Here is a 20,424-nt window from a genome sequence, read left to right as displayed (position 1 = left end):
ATTTTTAGGGAATTTACAGCTATTAGTTTCCTTGTAAAAATCAATCAAAATTATCTATACTATGAGCCTGTTTAAATTTCATCTAAAAAAGTTTTGTAAGATAAAAATAAGAAATCGAATCCGTCAAACTGAATTTATTTCAGTTTCGCATCCTAATTTATCATAGTTTTTAGCTTTTTTTTGATAATTCTTGTCAATTCGAGTGATTTTAATGACTAAAAGGAATTTGGAGGGAAAAAACACTCGAAATGACAGTTTATTTAATTTTTAAACATGCTCTATATATCAAAAATTTTATTACCATCTTTTTTATAGCAATTTTATTATTGTTTTCATGTGATTTGAAAAAAGAAAATATTAAAGATTTAGATGTGATTAATGATGTTTTTTCCGATTTATTTATTAATGATTATTCATTTGAAGGCTTTAGAGATTATAAACAGAGAATTTATACTGAAGATGAATTAGAAAAGATTGGTTTTGATAGTCTTTATGTTGAATATAAGAAAAATAGAAAAATAAAAAAGACACTAAATGTTTTTATAAATGAGACATTAACTTCTGTCAACAATAAGACACTAGAGTTAGTTTTGAACATAGATGATTATGATTTGAAATCTAAAGAAGAAATTAATTTTAATCCGACACAAGAGATTAAACTTTCAAAAAATATATCTTTTTCTTCTTATGATAGTGCTACAGTAGCTAGATATGTGTTTTCAAGAGTTTACATCAATAAAAGAAAAAATAAAGCATTTTTTGTGTTAAAATTTGATTGTTTAGATGGTTGTTATAGTGAGCACATAATTTATTTATCTAGAAAAGACAATAAATGGTCTTTTGATAGAGATCAAACTCTTTTAGCAGTTTAGTACTAAGTCAGGCGTATATAAGCAAGCGATAACAATAGTAAAAATATAAAGTCATAACCTTAAAATGTTATGGTTTTTTAAATTTTAAAAATAAGCGACTACTTTTAGTATGATTGATAATCTGAGGTGTTAAAAGCAGAAAATATAGTAATTATATTACGATTTTTCTTGCTATTAATAACAAATACTAAACAAATAGGATACTTGTAAAACGTTTAAAAAAAATTACCTTTGCCTTTGTAAAACGAAGAAATGAAATACGCAAAAAATATTTTAGAAACTATTGGAAACACGCCATTAGTTCAGTTAAATTCTGTAACCAAAGAAATCGATGCTTTAGTTTTAGCCAAAGTAGAAACCTTTAATCCAGGGAACTCTATTAAAGATAGAATGGCAGTAAAAATGATTGAAGATGCTGAGGCAGACGGTCGTTTAAAACCAGGAGGAACTATTATTGAAGGAACTTCAGGAAATACAGGAATGGGATTGGCTTTAGCGGCAATTATAAAAGGCTATAAATGTATTTTTGTACTTTCTGATAAGCAGTCTAAAGAAAAAATGGATATTTTACGTGCCGTTGGTGCACAGGTTATTGTTTGCCCAACAAATGTAGAGCCAGAAGACCCTCGTTCATATTATTCAGTTTCTAAGCGATTAGGAGCAGAAACGCCAAACTCATGGTATGTAAATCAATATGATAATCCATCGAATGCTTTAACACATTACGAGCAAACAGGACCTGAAATTTGGGAACAAACTGATGGTAAAATTACACATTTAGTAGTTGGAGTAGGAACAGGAGGAACTATTTCAGGAACATCAAAGTATTTAAAAGAGCAAAACCCGAATATAAAAGTTTGGGGAATTGATACCTACGGCTCTGTGTTTAAGAAATTTCACGAAACAGGTGTTTTTGATGAAAATGAAATTTATCCATATATCACCGAAGGAATTGGAGAAGATATTTTGCCTAAAAACGTAGATTTTTCTGTAATCGATGGTTTTACCAAAGTTACCGATAAAGATGCAGCCGTTTATACCCGTAAAATAGCCAAAGAAGAAGGGATTTTTGTTGGGAATTCAGCAGGATCAGCAATAAAAGGAATGTTACAATTAAAAGAACATTTCAAAAAAGACGATGTAGTAGTTGTTATTTTTCATGACCACGGAAGTAGATACGTAGGGAAAATGTTTAATGACGATTGGATGCGTGAACGTGGTTATTTAGATAAAGAAGTAACTACCGCTGAAGATTTAATTAAAGGACACCTTGATAAAGCTTTAGTAAGCGTTCAAACCGAAGAATTAGTGTCGCATGCTATTGAAAGAATGCGTGCATTTAAAATTTCACAAATCCCGGTAAGAGATGCCAATGGTTTTGTAGGTTCTATTGACGAAGCAGATTTATTACACCGTTATATTGCCGATAAAAACATTGCCGATACGCCAATAAAAGATATAATGGGCGCTATGTATCCTATGGTAAAGTTAGACGCTTCAATTGATGCTGTTTCTAAGTTAATTACAAAAGAAAATCAAGCAGTTTTAGTTGATTTAGGAAATGGAAAACACCATATTATTACCAAGTACGATATTATAAATGCTATTTAATATTTTTTATTTAAAAGTAAAAATAATTAAAAAGCCCACTCATAAGAGTGGGCTTTTTTAAATTAATTCAAATAATTTAAATTATGAAAAACAGTTTACAAAGCTGTTTTAAAGCATTTATTAACTAAAGGCACTGCAAAATTAAAACTTAAACAATTGGTGTTGCTTAAAAATAAATTATTTGACATTTTTTTAACGCTATTGACTTGTTTAAGGGGTTAAAACGTTAATAAATTCTTAATTATTATTGAGCATGTTTATGTGCTTTGTAAGACGAACGGACCAAAGCACCACTTTCTACATACATAAAGCCCATTTCTAAACCTAAAGTTTCGTATTTTTTAAATTGATCGGGGGTAATAAATTGCTTAACAGGTAAGTGTTTTTTACTAGGCTGTAAGTACTGCCCAATAGTAATAATATCTAAACCAACAGCACGTAAATCTTTCATGGTTTGAATAACTTCCTCTTCCTTTTCGCCTAAACCAAGCATAATTCCCGATTTAGTACGCATTCCTTTTTCTTTCAAGTATTTTAACACCCCTAAACTTCTATCGTATTTTGCTTGAATACGAACTTCACGTGTTAACCTGCGTACAGTTTCCATATTATGCGAAACTACTTCAGGAGCAACTTCAATAATACGATCAATTAGTTTTTCGTTTCCTTGAAAATCAGGAAGTAATGTTTCAATGGTTGTTTTAGGATTTGCTCTACGCACTGCATTTACAGTTTCTGCCCAAATAATAGAACCACCATCTTTTAAATCGTCTCTATCTACTGATGTTAAAACGGCATGCTTAATTTTCATTAACTTAATAGAACGGGCTACTTTTTCGGGTTCATCCCATTCTACGGTTTCAGGTCTTCCTGTTTTTACTCCACAGAAACCACATGAACGGGTACAAATATTTCCTAAAATCATAAAGGTAGCAGTTCCTTCTCCCCAACATTCTCCCATGTTTGGGCAGCTTCCACTGGTACAAATGGTATTTAATTTATATTTGTCTACTAAACCTCTTAAGTCGGTATATTTTTTCCCAACAGGAAGCTTTACACGCAACCATTTTGGTTTTTTTACTCTTTCTGGTACTATTACTGATTCGTTTGCCATTTCAATAAAAATTCGATAAAAAATTGAATAGCAAATTTACAAAGAAAAGAGTTATAAATTGATTAAAAACCAAAGACTAAATCCGATTAAAAAAATAATACCAGCAATACTTAAAATCCGCAGGGCTAATTTTGGTTGATTTTTTTTAGGGGTATGTTTTCCTGTTATCAACACGTAATTTAAAATAGCGTAAAAAGGAGCTGTTAAAAACGATAAAATAGTAGCTATTTTAACTAAAAAACTCATATCGGTTAAAAAATAGTTTAGAATAATAAAAGTACCAAAGGCTAAAAAAAATATCCAAAAAGAATAATTTAGCTTATTTTTTTTAACAAATAATAAATTAGAAGCCTTGGTCATTGCTCTTGGAGAAGCGTCTAAGGTTGTTAAAGTTGTACTAAACATGGTGGTAAATGTGGTTATTCCTATAAATAAATAAGAAAAATCACCTAAATTTTCGGTGTATAAATTGATTAATTGCAGAGCAAAATGATTTCCTTTGTTTGAAAAAGATTCTCCAGATTGATACATCACTAATGCACCAAGTACAACAAAACAAACCCCTAAAAAGAAGGTTGCTATGTAACTTACATTAAAATCAAAAACAGCATATTTGGGTTTTATTTTTTTGAAGGTAGCTTTGCTTTTTTCTACAGACCAGAGAGAGTGCCAAATAGAAACATCTAAAGGCGCAGGCATCCATCCTAAAAAAGCAATTAAAAAGGTAATTTGTGCTGTTCCACTAGGTAGTATTTGCTGAAAATTAAATCCTTTTTTGGTGCTAAAAAGAGCTGCTATTACCGCTACAATGGTACTTATTGTTAAAATAATGATGAGGTATTTCATTAAGTTATCAAGTAATTTACACTTCCCGAAGTTTAATATAACAATACTAATTCCTAAAATAATAACAGTCCAAATAACCAAATCATTTGTAAATCCAAAAATACTAGATGCTAAGCTGGCTGTAACAATAGTAACTGCTGCCTGAATGGTAAACATGGTTACAAAATTTAAAATAAAATATGTAATTAATACATTTTTACCTAATTTTTTATAGCCATCTAGTAGCGTTTCACCTGTAGCGTTAGCATATCGAGGTCCAAATTGAAAGAAAGGGTACTTAAAAAAGGATACAGTTAATAAAGCCCAAAGTAGTCCGAAACCAAAATCGGCACCCGCTCTTGTAGCTTGTACTAAATGAGATACGCTTATTGCTGCACCAGTAAATAACAAGCCAGGACCAAGTATTTTTGATAGTGATTTTTTCATAAAAAGGGGAGCTGAAAAAAGTTTAAAATAAGATATGTCTTTCAAGTAATTGGTTTTTAAAACTTGAAGCAGTGTAAGTTAAGATTTTTTGATTATTTCTGCTAATAATTTTTTAGCTCTTAATAATTTAATTTTAACATTATTCATTGGTTCTCCAATTTTATCTGAAATTTCTTTGTAGCTTAATTCTTGAAAAAACCGCAGATTAATAATTTCCTGATATTTTGGTTTCAATTTCTTAATATCTCTTAAAAGTTTGGCTAAGTTTTGTTCGGTAATAAGCGTGTCTTCAGCCGATGGTGTGTTGTCTATAATTCTAAATGCGGCCTCCTGTTGTTCTTTAGAAGTGTTTAAAGAAATTACACTGTTTTTTTTTCTTAAAGAATCAACATATACATTTTTAGAAATAGCAATTAGCCATGTTTTAAATTGATACTCTTCATTAAATGTATCAATTTTATCAAAAGCTTTAGAAAAAGTCCGAATGGTAATATCTTCAGCGTCGTTATCATTTTTTATTCTAGCCAATTGATAACTATATACATTTCCCCAAAATGTATCTAACAAAAAATTAAAAGAAATTTGATTTCCTTTTTTAGCTAGTTGAATATGTTGAAGTACTTCTTCTTTAGGTATTTCCAAAAGGTGTGTTTGTAGTGTATAGTAATAAAAAATAAAGCTATTAAAACAGATGATTTTTACTATAAGAAAAAGAAATATTATTTGTTATTTTTCATGTTCATTGTCGGTGCAAGAATCAAATTGATCAGGTGTTTTTCCACAAAAACCACAAGATTCACCACTTTCGTTTAGAACAGGATTTTGACTCGCACAAGTACCAGCAAATTCACCGTCTTTTTTTGCCCAAATTTTTATAGCAATCCCAGCAAAAGCAATAGCTAATAGTCCGATAGTAATAAAAATTAACTTCATAATATTAAATTTTGTTATGCAAAGATACGAACTTCCTTTTCTATAAAATTATTTTATTGTAAATTTATAGCGGTGATTTTTCATTTTTTTGAGAATCATAAAAAATAATTGTTTAATTTAATTTTTAATATATGAAAAAGTATTTAGCAGAATCATTTGGAACATTTTGGTTAGTTTTTGGTGGTTGTGGTAGTGCCATTTTTGCTGCTGGTTTCCCTGAATTAGGTATTGGTTTTATGGGGGTATCTTTAGCCTTTGGTTTAACAGTTTTAACTATGGCGTATGCTGTTGGGCATATTTCGGGAGGGCATTTTAACCCTGCAGTATCATTAGGTTTATGGGCAGGAGGTAAATTTTCAGCAAAAGAATTAGTGCCTTATATTGTTTCTCAATTAGTAGGTGCAATTTTAGCTGCGGGTGCTTTGTTTTTAATTGTTTCAGGAAAATCAGGTTTTGAATCTATCGGCGGTTTTGCTGCTAACGGCTATGGCGAATTATCGCCAGCAGGTTATAATATGACATCGGCTTTTGTTACTGAATTTTTATTAACCATGTTTTTCTTATTGATAATTTTAGGAAGCACTAACGACAGAGCGCCTAAAGGTTTTGCTCCAATTGCTATTGGTTTAGGCTTAACATTAATCCATTTAATCAGTATTCCAATCACTAACACTTCGGTAAATCCTGCACGTTCTATGAGTCAGGCTTTATTTGCAGGAGGCGGTTATTTAGCACAATCTTGGTTGTTTTGGGTTGCACCAATTGCAGGAGCAATTGTTGCAGGATTTATTCATAAAGCATTATTTGACAAAGCGTAAAAATGTTCTGTTTCTATACAAAAGCACCTTTTTTAGGTGTTTTTTTGTTTTTAAATTATTTTTTTTGAAGCAATTTCCCGCTTTACGCACTCGCTTTTTTTTGAAGAAAAATCAAAAAAAGAGCTCAAACAAATGCTTCAATCGGGGCTAGAAATTTTTCCTTACTTATAAAATTGTACTAAAAACTTAAATTTTATTCAAAAATAGTTTTATAGAAAAATCGAATCCGTCAAACTGAATTTATTTCAGTTTCGCATCCTGATTTGCCATAGTTCTTCATTTTATGTGATTCTGAAATAAATTCAGAATGACCTTTATATCTTAAAAAAAATAAAAATATTTTAAATAATATTTACTTCAATTTCTAAATCAATAGAAAATGTATCTTTAATATTTTTTTGAATTTTTTGTGCTAGTTCGTAAATTTCCATACCTGTTGTATTTCCATAATTAACAAGTACTAAAGCTTGTTTTTCATGTACGCCACAAGCACCAAAACGTTTTCCTTTAAAACCACATTGTTCAATTAACCATCCCGCAGGAACTTTTACTTCTGTTTTTGAAATTTCGTAATGAGGCATTAAAGGAAACTGATTTAGAAGTGTTTCAAAATGGTTTTTTGAAATTACAGGATTTTTAAAAAAACTACCGCTATTTCCAATTTTTTTAGGATCTGGTAATTTTGATTTTCGAATAGCAATAATAGCATCCGAAACATTTTTTATAGTTGGATTTACAATATTTTTTGATGTAAACTCCGCTTCAATAGCACCGTAAGAAGTGTTTAGTTTGTGTTCTTTTTTACTAAGTTTAAAGCAAACTGAGGTAATAATATATTTGCCTTTTGAAGCATTTTTAAAAATAGAATTTCGGTAGCCAAAATTACAATCTTCATTTGAAAAACAGACTAATTTACCAGTTTCAATTTCAATAGCTTCTACTCGAGTAATCGTGTCTTTAACCTCTACGCCGTACGCACCAATATTTTGAATTGGGCAAGTACCTACATTTCCTGGAATAAGTGATAAATTTTCAATTCCTCCATAATTTTCAGAAACACACCAAAGTACAAAATCGTGCCAATTTTCGCCAGCATTTACGGTTATGTAAATATCGTTTTCGTTTTCTCTATCAATAGAGATTCCTTTTAAATTTAAATGAACAACAAGTTTTTCAATATCTTTGGTTAGTAACATATTGCTACCTCCAGAAATTAAAAAAACATCTTTTTCAGATTTTAAAAGTTGTTGTAAACTATAAAGTGAATCAACAGAAATAAAACGTTTGGCATTAACATGAATGCCAAACGTATTATAGTTTTTTAATGATATATTTTCTTGAATATTCAATGAAACCTATTTTTTGTATTGTTGTAAAGCTATTTTTAAAATCTCTACAGAACGAATTAAATCAACTTTATTTAATACATATGCCATACGAATTTGGTTTTTACCTTCTCCAGCAGTAGAATAAAATCCACTAGCAGGTGCAACCATAATAGTTTCGTTATTATCGTTAAAATCTTCTAAAATCCATTGTGCAAAATCATCAGCATCAGCAATAGGTAATTCAGCTACACAATAAAAAGCTCCTTTAGGATTAGCTACTTTTATACCATCAATTTTTTGTAATTCAGAAATTAAAGTATTTCTACGTTCTTGATACTCTTCAATAACTTCATCAAAATAACTTTGAGGCGTGTCTAAAGCTGCTTCACTAGCTAATAAAGCATAAGTAGGAGGGCTTAAACGAGCTTGAGCAAATTTAATAGCAGTATTGATGAACTCTTCATTTTTAGAAACGATACACCCAATTCTTGCACCACACATACTGTAACGCTTAGAAACAGAATCAATAACAATAGCGTTTTGTTCTAAACCATCTAAAGTCATTACTGAATTGTGCTTTTCACCATCATAAGTAAACTCACGATAAACTTCATCAGCAATTAAAAATAAATCGTGTTTTAAAACGATTTGCTTTAATTTTTCAATTTCAGCTTCGCTATATAAATAACCAGTAGGATTACCAGGGTTACAAATTAAAATAGCTTTTGTTTTTGATGTAATTAATTTTTCAAAATCTTCAATAGCAGGTAACGCAAAATTATCTTCTATTTTAGAAATTACAGGAACAACTTTTACACCTGATGCAGTAGAAAAACCGTTATAGTTAGCATAAAAAGGCTCAGGAATAATAATTTCATCACCTGGATCTGTAATACTACCAATAGTAAATAATAACGCTTCAGAACCACCTGTAGTAGCAATAATATTATTTGCGTTTACATGAATATCGTTTTTAGCATAGTAATTAGCTAATTTTGTACGGTATTGTTCAGAACCTTCAGAACGTGCGTATGATAATACTTCAATAGTATTATTTTTAACAGCATCTAAAGCTACTTGAGGAGTTTTAATATCTGGTTGACCAATATTTAAATGAAAAACTTTTGTTCCGTTTTTTTTAGCAGCCTCTGCAAAAGGAACCAATTTACGAATTGGTGATTGAGGCATAGAATTCCCTTTTATAGAAATAACAGGCATATGATATAATTTATAGTTGTTTGATATGCAAATTTGCAATTTTTATTTGAAAAAAATAGCCCTTATTTCTTAAAAAAACAAAATTTTGAAAATATAAAATGTATCTTAATACAAAAATTGAAATAAATGACTTTAATCAAAAAAATAAGCTTCTTTTTTGCTGTCTTTTGTAGTATGATTTCCTTTTCTCAAAATAACTTTATGTTTTTAGGGAGTCAAACAAAAAAACAGGTAGTGCGTTTTAAATTAATAAATAATTTAATTGTTGTTCCTGTAGTGGTTAACGGTCAGAAACTATCTTTTATTTTAGATACAGGCGTAGGGAATACCTTGTTATTTAATCTGACAAAAAAAGATAGTTTAAAATTGAATAATGTAAAAAAAGTACTGCTTCGTGGTTTGGGGGGCGGTGTTCCTGTTACAGCATTGATTTCAACAAAAAACGAACTAAAACTTAATACTATTGTAGGAAATAATCAAGATTTATTTGTTGTTTTAACCGAAGATTTTAATTTATCGGAAAAAATGGGCATAACAATTCATGGCATTATTGGCTACGATTTATTAAAAGATGTTATTGCTGAAATTAATTATAAAACCTCAAAAATTATTTTTTATAATCCGAAGAAATATCATCAAAAAAAATGTAGAAAATGTGAAGAGTTTCCGCTACGTTTTTATCGTAAAAAACCCTATATCGATGTTGCTGTTAAAGTTGATACCGTAGGTAATTTGGTAACGCCTGTAAAAATGTTAATAGATACAGGTGGTAGCGATGCGATGTGGTTGTTTGAAAACACAAAACAGGTACTAAAAACTCCAATAAAGCATTTTAAGGATATTTTAGGTGAAGGACTTAGCGGAACTGTCTACGGAAAACGAAGTAAAATCCCTGCTATTTTATTGGGAAGTTATGCAATTAAGAACCCTACGGTTTCTTTTTTAGACAAAACATCAACCATGAATGCGAGGCGTTTTAAGGAACGAAACGGAAGTATAGGTGGTGCTATTTTAAAGCGGTTTAAAGTTTGGATAGATTATCCGAATAAAAAGTTGCTATTAAAGAAAAATGCGTCTTTAAAAAAAGGTTTTTATTATAATATGAGTGGTTTACAACTTATTCATGATGGGCAAGAATTGGTAAAAGAAGAGGTTTTTGCTAATTCAAATGGGGCGGATAATAATCAAAATAATGGGCGTATTATTTCGTTAAGTACGAAATATCAATACAAATTTAAACCTTCTTTTAAAATTGATGAAGTTTTAACCGATTCGCCAGCAGGCAAAGCAGGTTTGCAAAAAGGTGATATTATCAAAAAAATAAATAATAGGGCGGCCTATCAATATGAGTTAGGTGAAATAATAGTGATGTTTCAGCAAAAACCTTCTAAGAAAATAAAAATGACGGTAAAAAGAGGTGAAAAGCATCTTAATTTTGAATTCAGATTAAAAAAACGGCTATAAAAAAAGTGCCAATTTTTAGATTGGCACTTTTAAATGTTTTATAAAATTATAAAAAAATTATAGCGATTTTGCTTTTACGGCAGCATCTTTTTTAGCAATAAAACCTTTAATTTTAATTCTTTTTCTTTTGTTTTTAGCATTTGAAACAACCGTTAAAGTTTTAGAAAAACCTCCTGGTCTTTTTGTGTCGTAAGAAACTTCAATCTGTCCTTTTTGCCCTGGCATAATTGGTGCTTCGGGTTTTTTAGGAACTGTACATCCACAGGCAGAAATAATATCTTTAATAATAATAGGTTCATCACCAATATTTGTAAATTCAAAAGTACGTTTTCCTTCTGAAGCGATTGCTACCTTTCCGTAGTCAATTGTTTCTGTTTCAAATTTAAATTCTTGTGCGCTTACTGTTAAAGTGATAAAGCAAACAGCGATAAATGATAAAATTCTTTTCATAATTAGTAAAGTTAATTTAGGGATTTACTCCGTTACAAATTTAATATTTTTTTAGTTTTAAAAAAAAACCAACACCTAATTTTTTATACTTCTATAGATAATTGTATTTTTGTTTTTTAAATTCAAAAATAATGCCAAAGCATAAGTAAGTGAATTATTTATGGCATAAATATACATAAAACATATGAATATTCCATCAAAATACGATTCTAAAGAAGTAGAAGGAAAGTGGTACGATTACTGGATGAAACATAATTATTTTCATTCAGAAGTAGATGATCGTGAGCCTTATACGATTGTAATACCACCACCTAATGTAACAGGAGTATTGCATATGGGGCACATGCTAAACAATACAATTCAGGATGTTTTAATACGTCGTGCACGTTTACAAGGTAAAAATGCTTGTTGGGTTCCTGGAACTGACCATGCATCTATTGCTACGGAAGCAAAGGTTGTTGCTAAGTTAAAAGAACAAGGAATTGATAAAAATGACTTAACTCGTGAAGAATTTTTGGCACATGCTTGGGAATGGAAAAACGAGTACGGTGGAATTATTTTAGATCAGTTAAAAAAATTAGGTGCTTCTTGTGATTGGGAACGCACTGCTTTTACTATGGACCCAGCATTGTCTGAATCTGTAATTAAAGTTTTTGTTGATTTATATAATAAAGGCTTAATTTACCGTGGTTATAGAATGGTAAATTGGGATCCTGAAGCAAAAACGACTTTATCTGATGAAGAAGTTATTCATGTTGAAAAACAAGGAAATCTTTATTATTTAGAATATAAAATTGAAGGTTCTGAGGAAAAATTAACCATTGCAACTACACGTCCTGAAACTATTTTTGGTGATACGGCAATTTGTATCAATCCGAATGATGAGCGTTTTACACATTTAAAAGGAAAGAAAGCAATTGTTCCTTTATCTAATAGAGTAATTCCTATTATTGAAGATGAATATGTAGATGTTGAATTTGGTACTGGATGTTTAAAAGTTACTCCAGCACACGATGAAAATGATAAAGTTTTAGGAGATAAACACAAATTAGAAGTAATTGATATTTTTAATGAGGATGCTTCTTTAAACTCTTTCGGATTACATTATCAAGGAAAAGACCGTTTTGTAGCTCGTAAATTAGTTGCTAAAGAATTAGAAGAAAAAGGAATTTTAGTAAAAACTGAAGTTCATATTAATAAAGTAGGAACATCAGAAAGAACTAAAGCTGTTATCGAACCAAGATTATCAGATCAATGGTTTTTAAAGATGGAAGAGTTAGCAAAACCTGCTATTGATGCTGTTTTAGGTGAAGATAGCGAAGTTAAATTATATCCAAAGAAATTCGAAAATACGTACCGTCATTGGATGGAAAATGTACGTGATTGGAATATTTCTCGTCAATTATGGTGGGGACAACAAATTCCTGCGTATTTCTATGGCGATGGAAAAGAAGATTTTGTAGTTGCTTCAACTATTGAAGAAGCGGTAGTTTTAGCTAAAGAAAAAACAGGAAAAGCTGATTTAGTTGCAGCCGATTTAAAACAAGATGAAGATGCTTTAGATACTTGGTTTTCTTCTTGGTTATGGCCAATGTCTGTTTTTGATGGAATTAATAATCCTGAAAATGAAGAAATTAAATATTATTATCCAACAAATGATTTAGTTACTGGTCCAGATATTTTATTTTTCTGGGTGGCTCGTATGATTGTTGCAGGATACGAATATAAAGATGAACGTCCGTTTGAAAACGTTTATTTAACAGGTTTAGTACGTGATAAACAACGTAGAAAAATGTCTAAATCGTTAGGGAATTCACCTGATGCTTTAAAATTAATTGAAGATTATAGTGCCGATGGTGTTCGTGTAGGTTTATTATTAAGTGCTGCTGCGGGTAACGATTTAATGTTCGATGAAGATTTATGTAAACAAGGAAAAGGATTTTCAAATAAAATTTGGAATGCATTCCGTTTAGTTACAGGTTGGGAAGTTGATGCAACTATTGAGCAACCAGAATCAGCAAAAATTGGTTTAGAATGGTATAATGCAAAGTTTCAAACAGTGTTAGCTGAAATTGAAGACCACTTTTCTAAATATCGTTTGTCAGATGCTTTAATGGCTATCTATAAATTAATTATGGATGATTTTTCGTCATGGTTATTAGAGGCTGTAAAACCAGCATATCAACAGCCAATTGACAAGAAAACTTTTGATGCTGTAATTGCTGTTTTTGAAGATAATTTAAAAGTATTACATCCGTTTATGCCTTTCTTATCAGAAGAAATTTGGCAACATATTACAGATAGAACTCCTGAAGAAGCTTTAATTATAGCTAAATATCCTGAACTTAAAAAAGTAGATACGGCAATTATTAGTGAATTTGAGTTTGCTACAGAGGTAGTTTCAGGAATTAGAAATATCAGAAAAAATAAAAATATTTCATTTAAAGATGCAGTAGAATTATCAGTAGTAAATAATGAAGATTTTACAACTAAATTTGATGTTTTAATTCAGAAATTAACCAACGCATCAGAAATTAATTATGTTTCTTATAAGGTTGAAGGAGCTTCATTTAGAGTAAAATCAAATGAATATTTTATTCCTGTTGCTGAAGAAGAAATTGACGTAGAAGCTGAAACTATTAAGTTAAATGCTGAATTAAAAAGAGCAGAAGGTTTCTTATTCGGAATTCAAAAGAAATTATCAAATGAGCGTTTTGTAAGCAATGCACCTGAACAGGTTATTGTTATAGAGCGTAAAAAAGAATCAGATACGTTAGCGAAAATTGAAACGATTAAAAGTAGTTTGGCTTCTTTAAAATAATTTTGATTTTTTAAAAATAAAAACCCGATGATTGTAATAAATCATCGGGTTTTTTGTATTTATTTTGATTAGTTTTCACCAATAATATCTCCAGAACCAACTGATTTTATTTTTATGTTTTTAGGGTTGCCTTTGTAGTAAAGATTTCCTGAACCTATAATGTTTGCTTTAATTTCTTTATTAACTGTAGTTTTCATATTACCTGAACCTGTAATATTTGCGTTTAAATATTTTGTTTTTAAATGATATGCTTTTAAGTTTCCTGAGCCAATTAAAGAATTTTCAAAATTAGTTGTACTACCTGTTAAATTAATATTTCCAGAGCCATTAATTGAAGTTGTTACAGTCTTTGTATTTACATCTGCAATAATATTCCCTGAGCCATTTACATCAAAAGAGACAACATTTGATTTAATTGTTTTCTTAATTTTAATATTACCTGAACCGTTTAAAGAAACTTTTTTAATTGATTGAAAAGGAACTGTAATAATTAAATTATTCACTGTGTTAATATTGGTGTTTTTTTTGAATTTAATAAGTAACCTCCCCTTTTTTACATAAGTTTTAATGTAAGGAAGTATATTTTCTTCTCCTTTTAGAGTTATTGTTCCTTCATTACCATCAATCAAATTAACGTTAAAAGAACCATTAACATATACTTTATCAAAAGAAGTTATAGTACGAGTTTTAGTGATGCTATTTCCATTTCCTTTAATTTTGTTAGCTCCCGACCAACTTTGTGCATTACTAGAAATTGATACTAAAACGATAATAAATGTAATTAAATGCTTTTTCATGATTAAAATTTTATAAGATTATTTTTTTAGATAGAATAGGTATTTACTCGTTTAATTTAATTGAAACGCCTCCGTAATTTGACTTTATATTTATGTTTGAATTTGTAGTCTTACCAAAAACACCTTCGTAATATTTTGTGGAATTTTTTTCAATACTTTTAAATATTGTTGTTTTTTCATTAGGATATTTAAAGTTAGCGTATCCTAAATTTATTTTAAAATTGAAATTATTTTCGATATTTACACCTAGTTTTATACTTGTATAATTACCGTCAATTATAATTTTGTTGAAGTTTTTTTCGATGTTTTCAACTTTAACTGCTCCATAATTTGTATTAAGCGTTAGATTCTTTTTTAAAGTCTTAATTTTAATATTTGTATAATCAGAATTAACTGTAAGATTAGATACATTATCAAGCGATAAATTTCCGTAATCACTATTAAATTTAAGTTTTTTTGTTTTTCCTATTTTTACAGTGGCGTAGTCAGCATTAATATTTAAGGATTTAGAGTTGTTAATTTTTAATTTAGAATAATCCAGATTTATAGTACCTGATTTAATGAAGTTAATTTCAGCATTTCCACAATAATCTAAGTTAATAGTATTAGAATCATTTAATAATTCATCAATTTCCACATTTCCATAATTGCAATTAATGGTTGCTTTTCCTTTAATGCTGTCAAGTTCTATATTACCGTATTTATTGTTCAAATCGGCATTACTTGTTGTGGGTATTTTTATATGATAATTTATTTTATAGTTTATATTATTGCTTCCCCACCATGACCAATTCGACGTTGATTTTTCAATCTTAGTACGGGCTTCTACTAAATTTTTCGAAGCTTGAAAAACAATATTAATAGCATTTAATTTATTTTTAACATTATTGATATTATCTCCTTTTACGATTATTTTAACTTCAATTTCTATAGAATTTTTATTCCAAGTGCTAACTTGTATATTTCCATATTTATTATTAATATATAGCGTAGCATTCTCGTTTACTGAAAAAATTTTACGTATTGTTTTGTTTTTTTCGTGTTTTTTATGACTGTTATTTGCTGCTAAAACAGCAGGGATAATCAATAAGAAAAACAGTAATTTATATAATTTCATCATCTTTTATTTTTAATTTTTCAGAATTAGTATATATATCTAATTGTGTAAAAAGTGTTTTTAAAACTTGTAAACGTTGTTGATAGTTTAGAATCATTTGTCTAATTATTTGTTTTTTATTTTCATCTTTAGATAAATCATTTATTAGTCCATTGTAACGATTTTCTAATTTTTCAATTTCTTTTAAAGAATCTTCAATTAAAGTTTGGGTTTCAATGTTTCTATAGGTTTCAATTTCTTTTAATTCTTGGTTTATTGTTGAAACAAAAAAATGTTGTGCTTCTGCCATTTTAGGTGATATATCGGCTAAATCATATGTTTTTTGCTGTTGATAATTACCAATACAAAACCCTAAAATTAATATTATTGAAGCGGCAATACTCATCCAAAAAAATGAGGATTTACCTTGTTGTTTTTGCTGTTGAAGTTTTTTTTGAAAACGATCTGAATGTCCTGAATGTGGCTCAGATATATCGAAATCATTTTCATCAAAAAACTGATGTAATTTATCTTCCATATATTTCATTATTAGTTGAGGTACTAGCTAGTAATATTTGCTTTAATTTCTTTTTAGCTCTTGAAATTGTTGCACGTACATTTTGGTTTGTGTAGTTTAATATTTGAGAAATTTCTTCATAATCATAGCCTTCAATTAAATTTAAAGTAAGTATTACTCGGTAGTTTTCTTTTAATTTAAGTAAACAATTCATAACCTGTTTTACTTCTAAAGATGTATAATCGATTTCCGTTTCTTCTATTTCATAAGTAGGAATAACGTCTGTTTTTATGGCTTCATACCTATTGTTTTTTTTTAACTGTGTAAGACTTTTGTTAATTACAATTCTTTTTAGCCAAGCACCAAAAGTAACTTCACCTTTAAAAGTATCTAATTTTGTAAATGCAGTTAAAAAAGCTTCTTGAATTAAGTCTTCGGATTCAAAAGATTCTTTTAAAATACGATACGCTGTATTATACATTGCTTTATAGTAGTTGTTATAAACTTGTATTTGTGCAGTGCTATCACCTTTTTTACAGCGAGCTATTAGTTGGTCTATATGTGTTTTTTTAGTCTTTAAAGCTATCATTCTATAATAGAGACTTTTCGATTTTTGAATTGTGACAGTTTATTTTAAATAAAAAATATTTTTTATTTAAAAGCGTAAAAAAAATATGAAATTTTCAATAAAAGAGGAATGTAATTTATTATGAAATTAACAATATCGCAGGAAAACAAGGTATATAAACGAATCAAAATATGTATATTTGGCATAATGATTGACAATATAAAAATTATAGAATGCCCGCGTGATGCAATGCAAGGAATAAAAAGTCATTTTATTCCTACTCAGGCAAAGGTTAAATATATCAATTCGCTACTAAAAGTAGGTTTTGATACGATTGATTTTGGAAGTTTTGTATCGCCTAAAGCAATCCCTCAAATGAGGGATACAGCTGCCGTTTTATCACAGTTAGATTTATCAAAAACAACAAGTAAGTTATTAGCAATTGTAGCTAATGTAAGAGGGGCAAACGATGCAGCTCAATTTGAAGAAATTAACTATTTAGGCTATCCTTTTTCAATATCTGAAAATTTTCAAATGCGAAATACGCATAAAACAATTGAACAATCGTTAGATACTTTAAAAGAAGTATTATCAATAGCGAACAGAAGTAATAAAGAGGTTGTAGCGTATATGTCAATGGGGTTTGGAAACCCTTATGGTGATCCTTGGAATGTAGATATTGTAGCTGAATGGACAGAAAGATTAGCTAATTTCGGCGTTAAAATATTATCATTATCAGACACCGTTGGTAGCTCAACACCTGAGGATATAAATTATTTATTCTCAAATTTAATACCGTGTTATCCTGAAATTGAATTTGGAGCTCATTTACATACAACACCTCAAAAATGGCACGAAAAAGTAGATGCTGCTTTTAAGGCAGGGTGCAACCGTTTTGATGGTGCTATAAAAGGATATGGAGGTTGCCCAATGGCTAAGGATGAATTAATAGGTAATATGCCAACAGAAAAATTATTATCTTATTTTACGGTTCAAAAAGCAGTGACCAATATAAAACCAATGAGTTTTGAAAGTGCTTATAATAAAGCTCTTGAACTTTTTTAAAAAAAAAAATATGAAATTTAAAAATATACTTTTTTTCTTTTTAGCTCTTTTTTGTCAAGTTCTTTTTTGTCAAGATTTAATTGATGAACGAATAGGAGTGTGGCAAATAAATAAAGGTGTTTTAGTTATTAATAAGTCAAATAAAAATGATTTAGCAAACGATTATTGGAAAGAGTTTTATAGAATTTTCCCAAAAGAATTAACGACAAAATATATTAAACGCCTAGTATTAATGACTGATGGCGAACAAGAAAAAGTAGGTGCATTAGTGTCGTTAAATTCTCGAAACGATAAATGGCAATTAGAAATAGATGTTAAAGATGTAAATTTAAAAACTAGGAATAAAAAAATATTGTACGAATCTATTTATACAATGGTGCATGAGTTTGGGCATTTATTAACGTTAAATAAAACTCAAATAAGACCAACAAATAAAAGAAAACAAGAGGAAGGAGAATTGTATTTAACTCATGAAGGTGAGGCGTATCGAAAAAGTTATATTAATAGGTTTGTAAATTTATTTTGGAAAGGAAAATTATTAAATCGATGGGATGTTATTCAGCGAGATTATTGCTATACCGAAGCAAATTGTGTTGATAAATTATTTGACCTATATCAAGATAATTCATCTGAGTTTTTAACAGATTATGCTGTTGAAAGCCCCGAAGAAGATATTGTCGAGAGTTGGACGGCGTTTGTTTTAAGACCAAGGATAAAAAAACCGAGGACAATTGCACATAAAAAAAGAAATTTTTTCTATCAATTTCCAGAATTAGTAGAATATCGTAAAATGATTAGAAAAAATACACGAAAATATCTTCATTAATTAGGGGCTATTTTATTGGTCGTAATTATTTTGTGTAAAATTAAGTTCAAAAATAAATCAATGAAACAATTTAAATTCGTATTACTAGCCATAACAACTATTTTTGTTGTTAGTTGTGGTTCTTCAAAAGATGTACAAAAGGGGGCTAAAAAGAACTCGAATACAGCGTATCTCTTTAAAAAAGATTCTTCAAAAACATACTTTAATATCTTACAATTAAACGATGTTTATGAAATATCACCTATTCAAAGTGGTAAGTTTGGGGGGATGGCACGAGTAGAAACGGTGCATCAAAATTTGAAAAAAGAAAATAAAAATACAATGCTCGTTTTGGCAGGCGATTTTTTAAATCCATCATTAATAGGAGCGATGAAAGTTGACGGTTCTCGGGTTAGAGGTCAGCAGATGGTGGAAGTAATGAATGCAATGAATTTTGATTTAGTAGCCATTGGTAATCACGAATTAGACTTAAGTTATGCGCATTTACAAGAGCGATTAAATGAAAGTCATTTTGATTGGATTTCATCAAACGTATTGCATAATAAAAACGGAAAACATCATTATTTCCATAAAGTAATCAACGGAAAAAAAGAAAGCTTAGAAGATTCATATATCAGAGAATTTTTAAACCCTGATGGTTCAACATTAAAGGTTGGTTTTATTAGTGCTTGTATTGCATCAAATCCAAAAAGTTACGTGTATTATGGCGATGTATATCAAGAAATAAAAAGAGCTTATAATGAAATAAATGATCAGGTAGATATTGTTGTGGGATTAACACATTTAAGCCTAGAACAAGACAAAAAAGTAGCCGAATTATTACCGAATATTCCATTAATAATGGGAGGGCATGAGCATACCAATAGCTATGATCATGTAGGAAATGTTATTGTTGCTAAAGCAGATGCCAATGCTAAAACAGTTTATATTCATCGTTTTGAATACGATCCTTTAACTAAAAAAGTTCAATTAAAATCAGAGTTAAAAGAAATTAATGATAAAATTCCTTCGGATAAAAAAGTAGGCATTATTGTTGATAAGTGGCAAACTGTTTTAAAAAATAAAATTCAAGATATTGTATCAAATCCTTATGAGGTAATTTATAAAACTAAAATTCCTTTAGATGCTAGAGAAACACCTATTAGAAGTAGGCAAACAAATATGGGAGGAATTATAGCAAAATCAATGAGTTTTGCATATAATAATACTGTTGATTGCGCTTTAATAAATGGTGGTTCTGTTCGTATTGATGATGCCTTAGTAGGAAATATAAGTGTGATAGATATTTTTAGAGTTTTACCTTATGGAGGAGCTATTTTAAAAGTTAAAATTAAAGGAAGCTTATTAAAAGAAGTATTAGAATATGGTGAAAATTCATCAGGTACAGGAGCTTATTTACAGCGTTATAACGTAAAAAAAATAGGTAATACCTGGGCAATTGGTTCGGAAAAAATCAATGAAAATAAAATATATAACGTAGCCTTTTCAGATTATTTACTAAAAGGACTTGATATTCCTATGTTATCAGAAAAAAATCCAGGAGTTAAAGAAGTTTCTAAACCCTTAAAAACAGATTTAAGTGCTGATATTAGAAAAGCGGTAGTTGAGTACCTTAAAAAGAAGTAGTTTTTATTTAAAATAAGTCTTAATAAAA

At 29.3% G+C, this 20,424-nt stretch carries 19 protein-coding genes; 8 read left to right on the top strand and 11 right to left on the bottom strand.

The window, feature by feature from the left end; all coding sequences use genetic code 11:
• Positions 1 to 248: 248 nt before the first annotated feature.
• Together ABNT14_RS06205 and ABNT14_RS06200 are read left to right on the top strand one after the other, a co-directional pair.
• Positions 249 to 872, top strand: coding sequence for a hypothetical protein (locus ABNT14_RS06205; RefSeq protein WP_101901608.1), 624 nt, complete (start codon positions 249 to 251; stop codon positions 870 to 872).
• A gap of 252 nt (positions 873 to 1,124) precedes the next feature.
• Complete coding sequence (locus tag ABNT14_RS06200; RefSeq protein WP_101901610.1) at positions 1,125 to 2,483, top strand: pyridoxal-phosphate dependent enzyme; 1,359 nt, start codon at positions 1,125 to 1,127, stop codon at positions 2,481 to 2,483.
• Positions 2,484 to 2,727: 244 nt separating this feature from the next.
• Here ABNT14_RS06200 and lipA read toward each other — a convergent pair whose 3' ends face one another.
• The 4 genes from lipA to ABNT14_RS06180 all read right to left on the bottom strand — a co-directional run bounded on the left by lipA (position 2,728) and on the right by ABNT14_RS06180 (position 5,802).
• Positions 2,728 to 3,597, bottom strand: a complete 870-nt coding sequence (lipA, locus tag ABNT14_RS06195) for a lipoyl synthase (protein WP_101901612.1) — start codon at positions 3,595 to 3,597, stop codon at positions 2,728 to 2,730.
• Positions 3,598 to 3,648: 51 nt separating this feature from the next.
• Positions 3,649 to 4,869: an Nramp family divalent metal transporter gene (locus ABNT14_RS06190; protein ID WP_101901613.1), complete on the bottom strand. Its 1,221-nt coding sequence runs from the start codon at positions 4,867 to 4,869 to the stop codon at positions 3,649 to 3,651.
• A 78-nt stretch (positions 4,870 to 4,947) separates the two neighbouring features.
• Positions 4,948 to 5,511, bottom strand: coding sequence for an RNA polymerase sigma factor (locus ABNT14_RS06185; protein ID WP_101901615.1), 564 nt, complete (start codon positions 5,509 to 5,511; stop codon positions 4,948 to 4,950).
• A gap of 84 nt (positions 5,512 to 5,595) precedes the next feature.
• Positions 5,596 to 5,802 (bottom strand): membrane or secreted protein, encoded by a 207-nt coding sequence (locus ABNT14_RS06180; RefSeq protein WP_101901617.1) that lies wholly within the window; start codon positions 5,800 to 5,802, stop codon positions 5,596 to 5,598.
• Positions 5,803 to 5,933: 131 nt separating this feature from the next.
• Here ABNT14_RS06180 and aqpZ point away from each other — a divergent pair, with 131 nt between their 5' ends.
• Entirely contained in the window at positions 5,934 to 6,620 is a 687-nt protein-coding gene (gene aqpZ, locus ABNT14_RS06175) for an aquaporin Z (RefSeq protein WP_101901619.1), read from the top strand.
• A gap of 341 nt (positions 6,621 to 6,961) precedes the next feature.
• Here aqpZ and murB read toward each other — a convergent pair whose 3' ends face one another.
• The gene (murB, locus tag ABNT14_RS06170; RefSeq protein ID WP_101901621.1) at positions 6,962 to 7,969 is read right to left on the bottom strand and encodes a UDP-N-acetylmuramate dehydrogenase; all 1,008 of its coding nucleotides are present in this window, start codon (positions 7,967 to 7,969) and stop codon (positions 6,962 to 6,964) included.
• Positions 7,970 to 7,975: 6 nt separating this feature from the next.
• Positions 7,976 to 9,166 carry a pyridoxal phosphate-dependent aminotransferase gene (locus tag ABNT14_RS06165; RefSeq protein ID WP_101901623.1) on the bottom strand — a complete coding sequence of 397 codons (1,191 nt, stop codon included), beginning with the start codon at positions 9,164 to 9,166 and terminating at the stop codon, positions 7,976 to 7,978.
• 126 nt (positions 9,167 to 9,292) lie between these two features.
• Here ABNT14_RS06165 and ABNT14_RS06160 point away from each other — a divergent pair, with 126 nt between their 5' ends.
• Positions 9,293 to 10,630, top strand: coding sequence for an aspartyl protease family protein (locus tag ABNT14_RS06160; protein WP_101901624.1), 1,338 nt, complete (start codon positions 9,293 to 9,295; stop codon positions 10,628 to 10,630).
• 57 nt (positions 10,631 to 10,687) lie between these two features.
• Here ABNT14_RS06160 and ABNT14_RS06155 read toward each other — a convergent pair whose 3' ends face one another.
• Entirely contained in the window at positions 10,688 to 11,080 is a 393-nt protein-coding gene (locus tag ABNT14_RS06155; RefSeq protein ID WP_101901626.1) for a DUF1573 domain-containing protein, read from the bottom strand.
• 184 nt (positions 11,081 to 11,264) lie between these two features.
• Here ABNT14_RS06155 and ABNT14_RS06150 point away from each other — a divergent pair, with 184 nt between their 5' ends.
• Positions 11,265 to 13,901 carry a valine--tRNA ligase gene (locus ABNT14_RS06150; RefSeq protein ID WP_101901628.1) on the top strand — a complete coding sequence of 879 codons (2,637 nt, stop codon included), beginning with the start codon at positions 11,265 to 11,267 and terminating at the stop codon, positions 13,899 to 13,901.
• Positions 13,902 to 13,969: 68 nt separating this feature from the next.
• Here ABNT14_RS06150 and ABNT14_RS06145 read toward each other — a convergent pair whose 3' ends face one another.
• The 4 genes from ABNT14_RS06145 to ABNT14_RS06130 are packed head-to-tail and all read right to left on the bottom strand — an operon-like array spanning position 13,970 to position 16,900.
• Positions 13,970 to 14,698, bottom strand: coding sequence for a head GIN domain-containing protein (locus tag ABNT14_RS06145; protein WP_101901629.1), 729 nt, complete (start codon positions 14,696 to 14,698; stop codon positions 13,970 to 13,972).
• A 43-nt stretch (positions 14,699 to 14,741) separates the two neighbouring features.
• Positions 14,742 to 15,815, bottom strand: coding sequence for a hypothetical protein (locus ABNT14_RS06140; RefSeq protein ID WP_145993549.1), 1,074 nt, complete (start codon positions 15,813 to 15,815; stop codon positions 14,742 to 14,744).
• Complete coding sequence (locus ABNT14_RS06135; RefSeq protein WP_145993550.1) at positions 15,802 to 16,332, bottom strand: hypothetical protein; 531 nt, start codon at positions 16,330 to 16,332, stop codon at positions 15,802 to 15,804. The genes ABNT14_RS06140 and ABNT14_RS06135 overlap by 14 nt, the downstream gene beginning before the upstream one ends.
• Positions 16,322 to 16,900 carry an RNA polymerase sigma factor gene (locus ABNT14_RS06130; protein ID WP_101901635.1) on the bottom strand — a complete coding sequence of 193 codons (579 nt, stop codon included), beginning with the start codon at positions 16,898 to 16,900 and terminating at the stop codon, positions 16,322 to 16,324. Before ABNT14_RS06130 ends, ABNT14_RS06135 begins: the two co-directional genes overlap by 11 nt.
• A gap of 186 nt (positions 16,901 to 17,086) precedes the next feature.
• Between ABNT14_RS06130 and ABNT14_RS06125 the strand changes: the two genes are divergently transcribed.
• Genes ABNT14_RS06125 through ABNT14_RS06115 form a run of 3 tightly spaced genes read left to right on the top strand, consistent with a single transcriptional unit; the run spans position 17,087 to position 20,396 of the window.
• Entirely contained in the window at positions 17,087 to 17,944 is an 858-nt protein-coding gene (locus ABNT14_RS06125) for a hydroxymethylglutaryl-CoA lyase (protein WP_101901636.1), read from the top strand.
• Between the two features lie 10 nt (positions 17,945 to 17,954).
• Positions 17,955 to 18,770, top strand: coding sequence for a hypothetical protein (locus tag ABNT14_RS06120; RefSeq protein ID WP_101907742.1), 816 nt, complete (start codon positions 17,955 to 17,957; stop codon positions 18,768 to 18,770).
• Between the two features lie 60 nt (positions 18,771 to 18,830).
• Positions 18,831 to 20,396: a bifunctional metallophosphatase/5'-nucleotidase gene (locus tag ABNT14_RS06115; protein ID WP_101901640.1), complete on the top strand. Its 1,566-nt coding sequence runs from the start codon at positions 18,831 to 18,833 to the stop codon at positions 20,394 to 20,396.
• The last annotated feature ends 28 nt before the right edge of the window (positions 20,397 to 20,424 follow it).

Source organism: Tenacibaculum dicentrarchi, from assembly GCF_964036635.1.
In the GTDB taxonomy this organism is placed as follows: domain Bacteria; phylum Bacteroidota; class Bacteroidia; order Flavobacteriales; family Flavobacteriaceae; genus Polaribacter; species Polaribacter dicentrarchi.
Note: the sequence above shows the minus strand (reverse complement) of the source record. Positions and strands in the feature narration are given on the sequence as shown.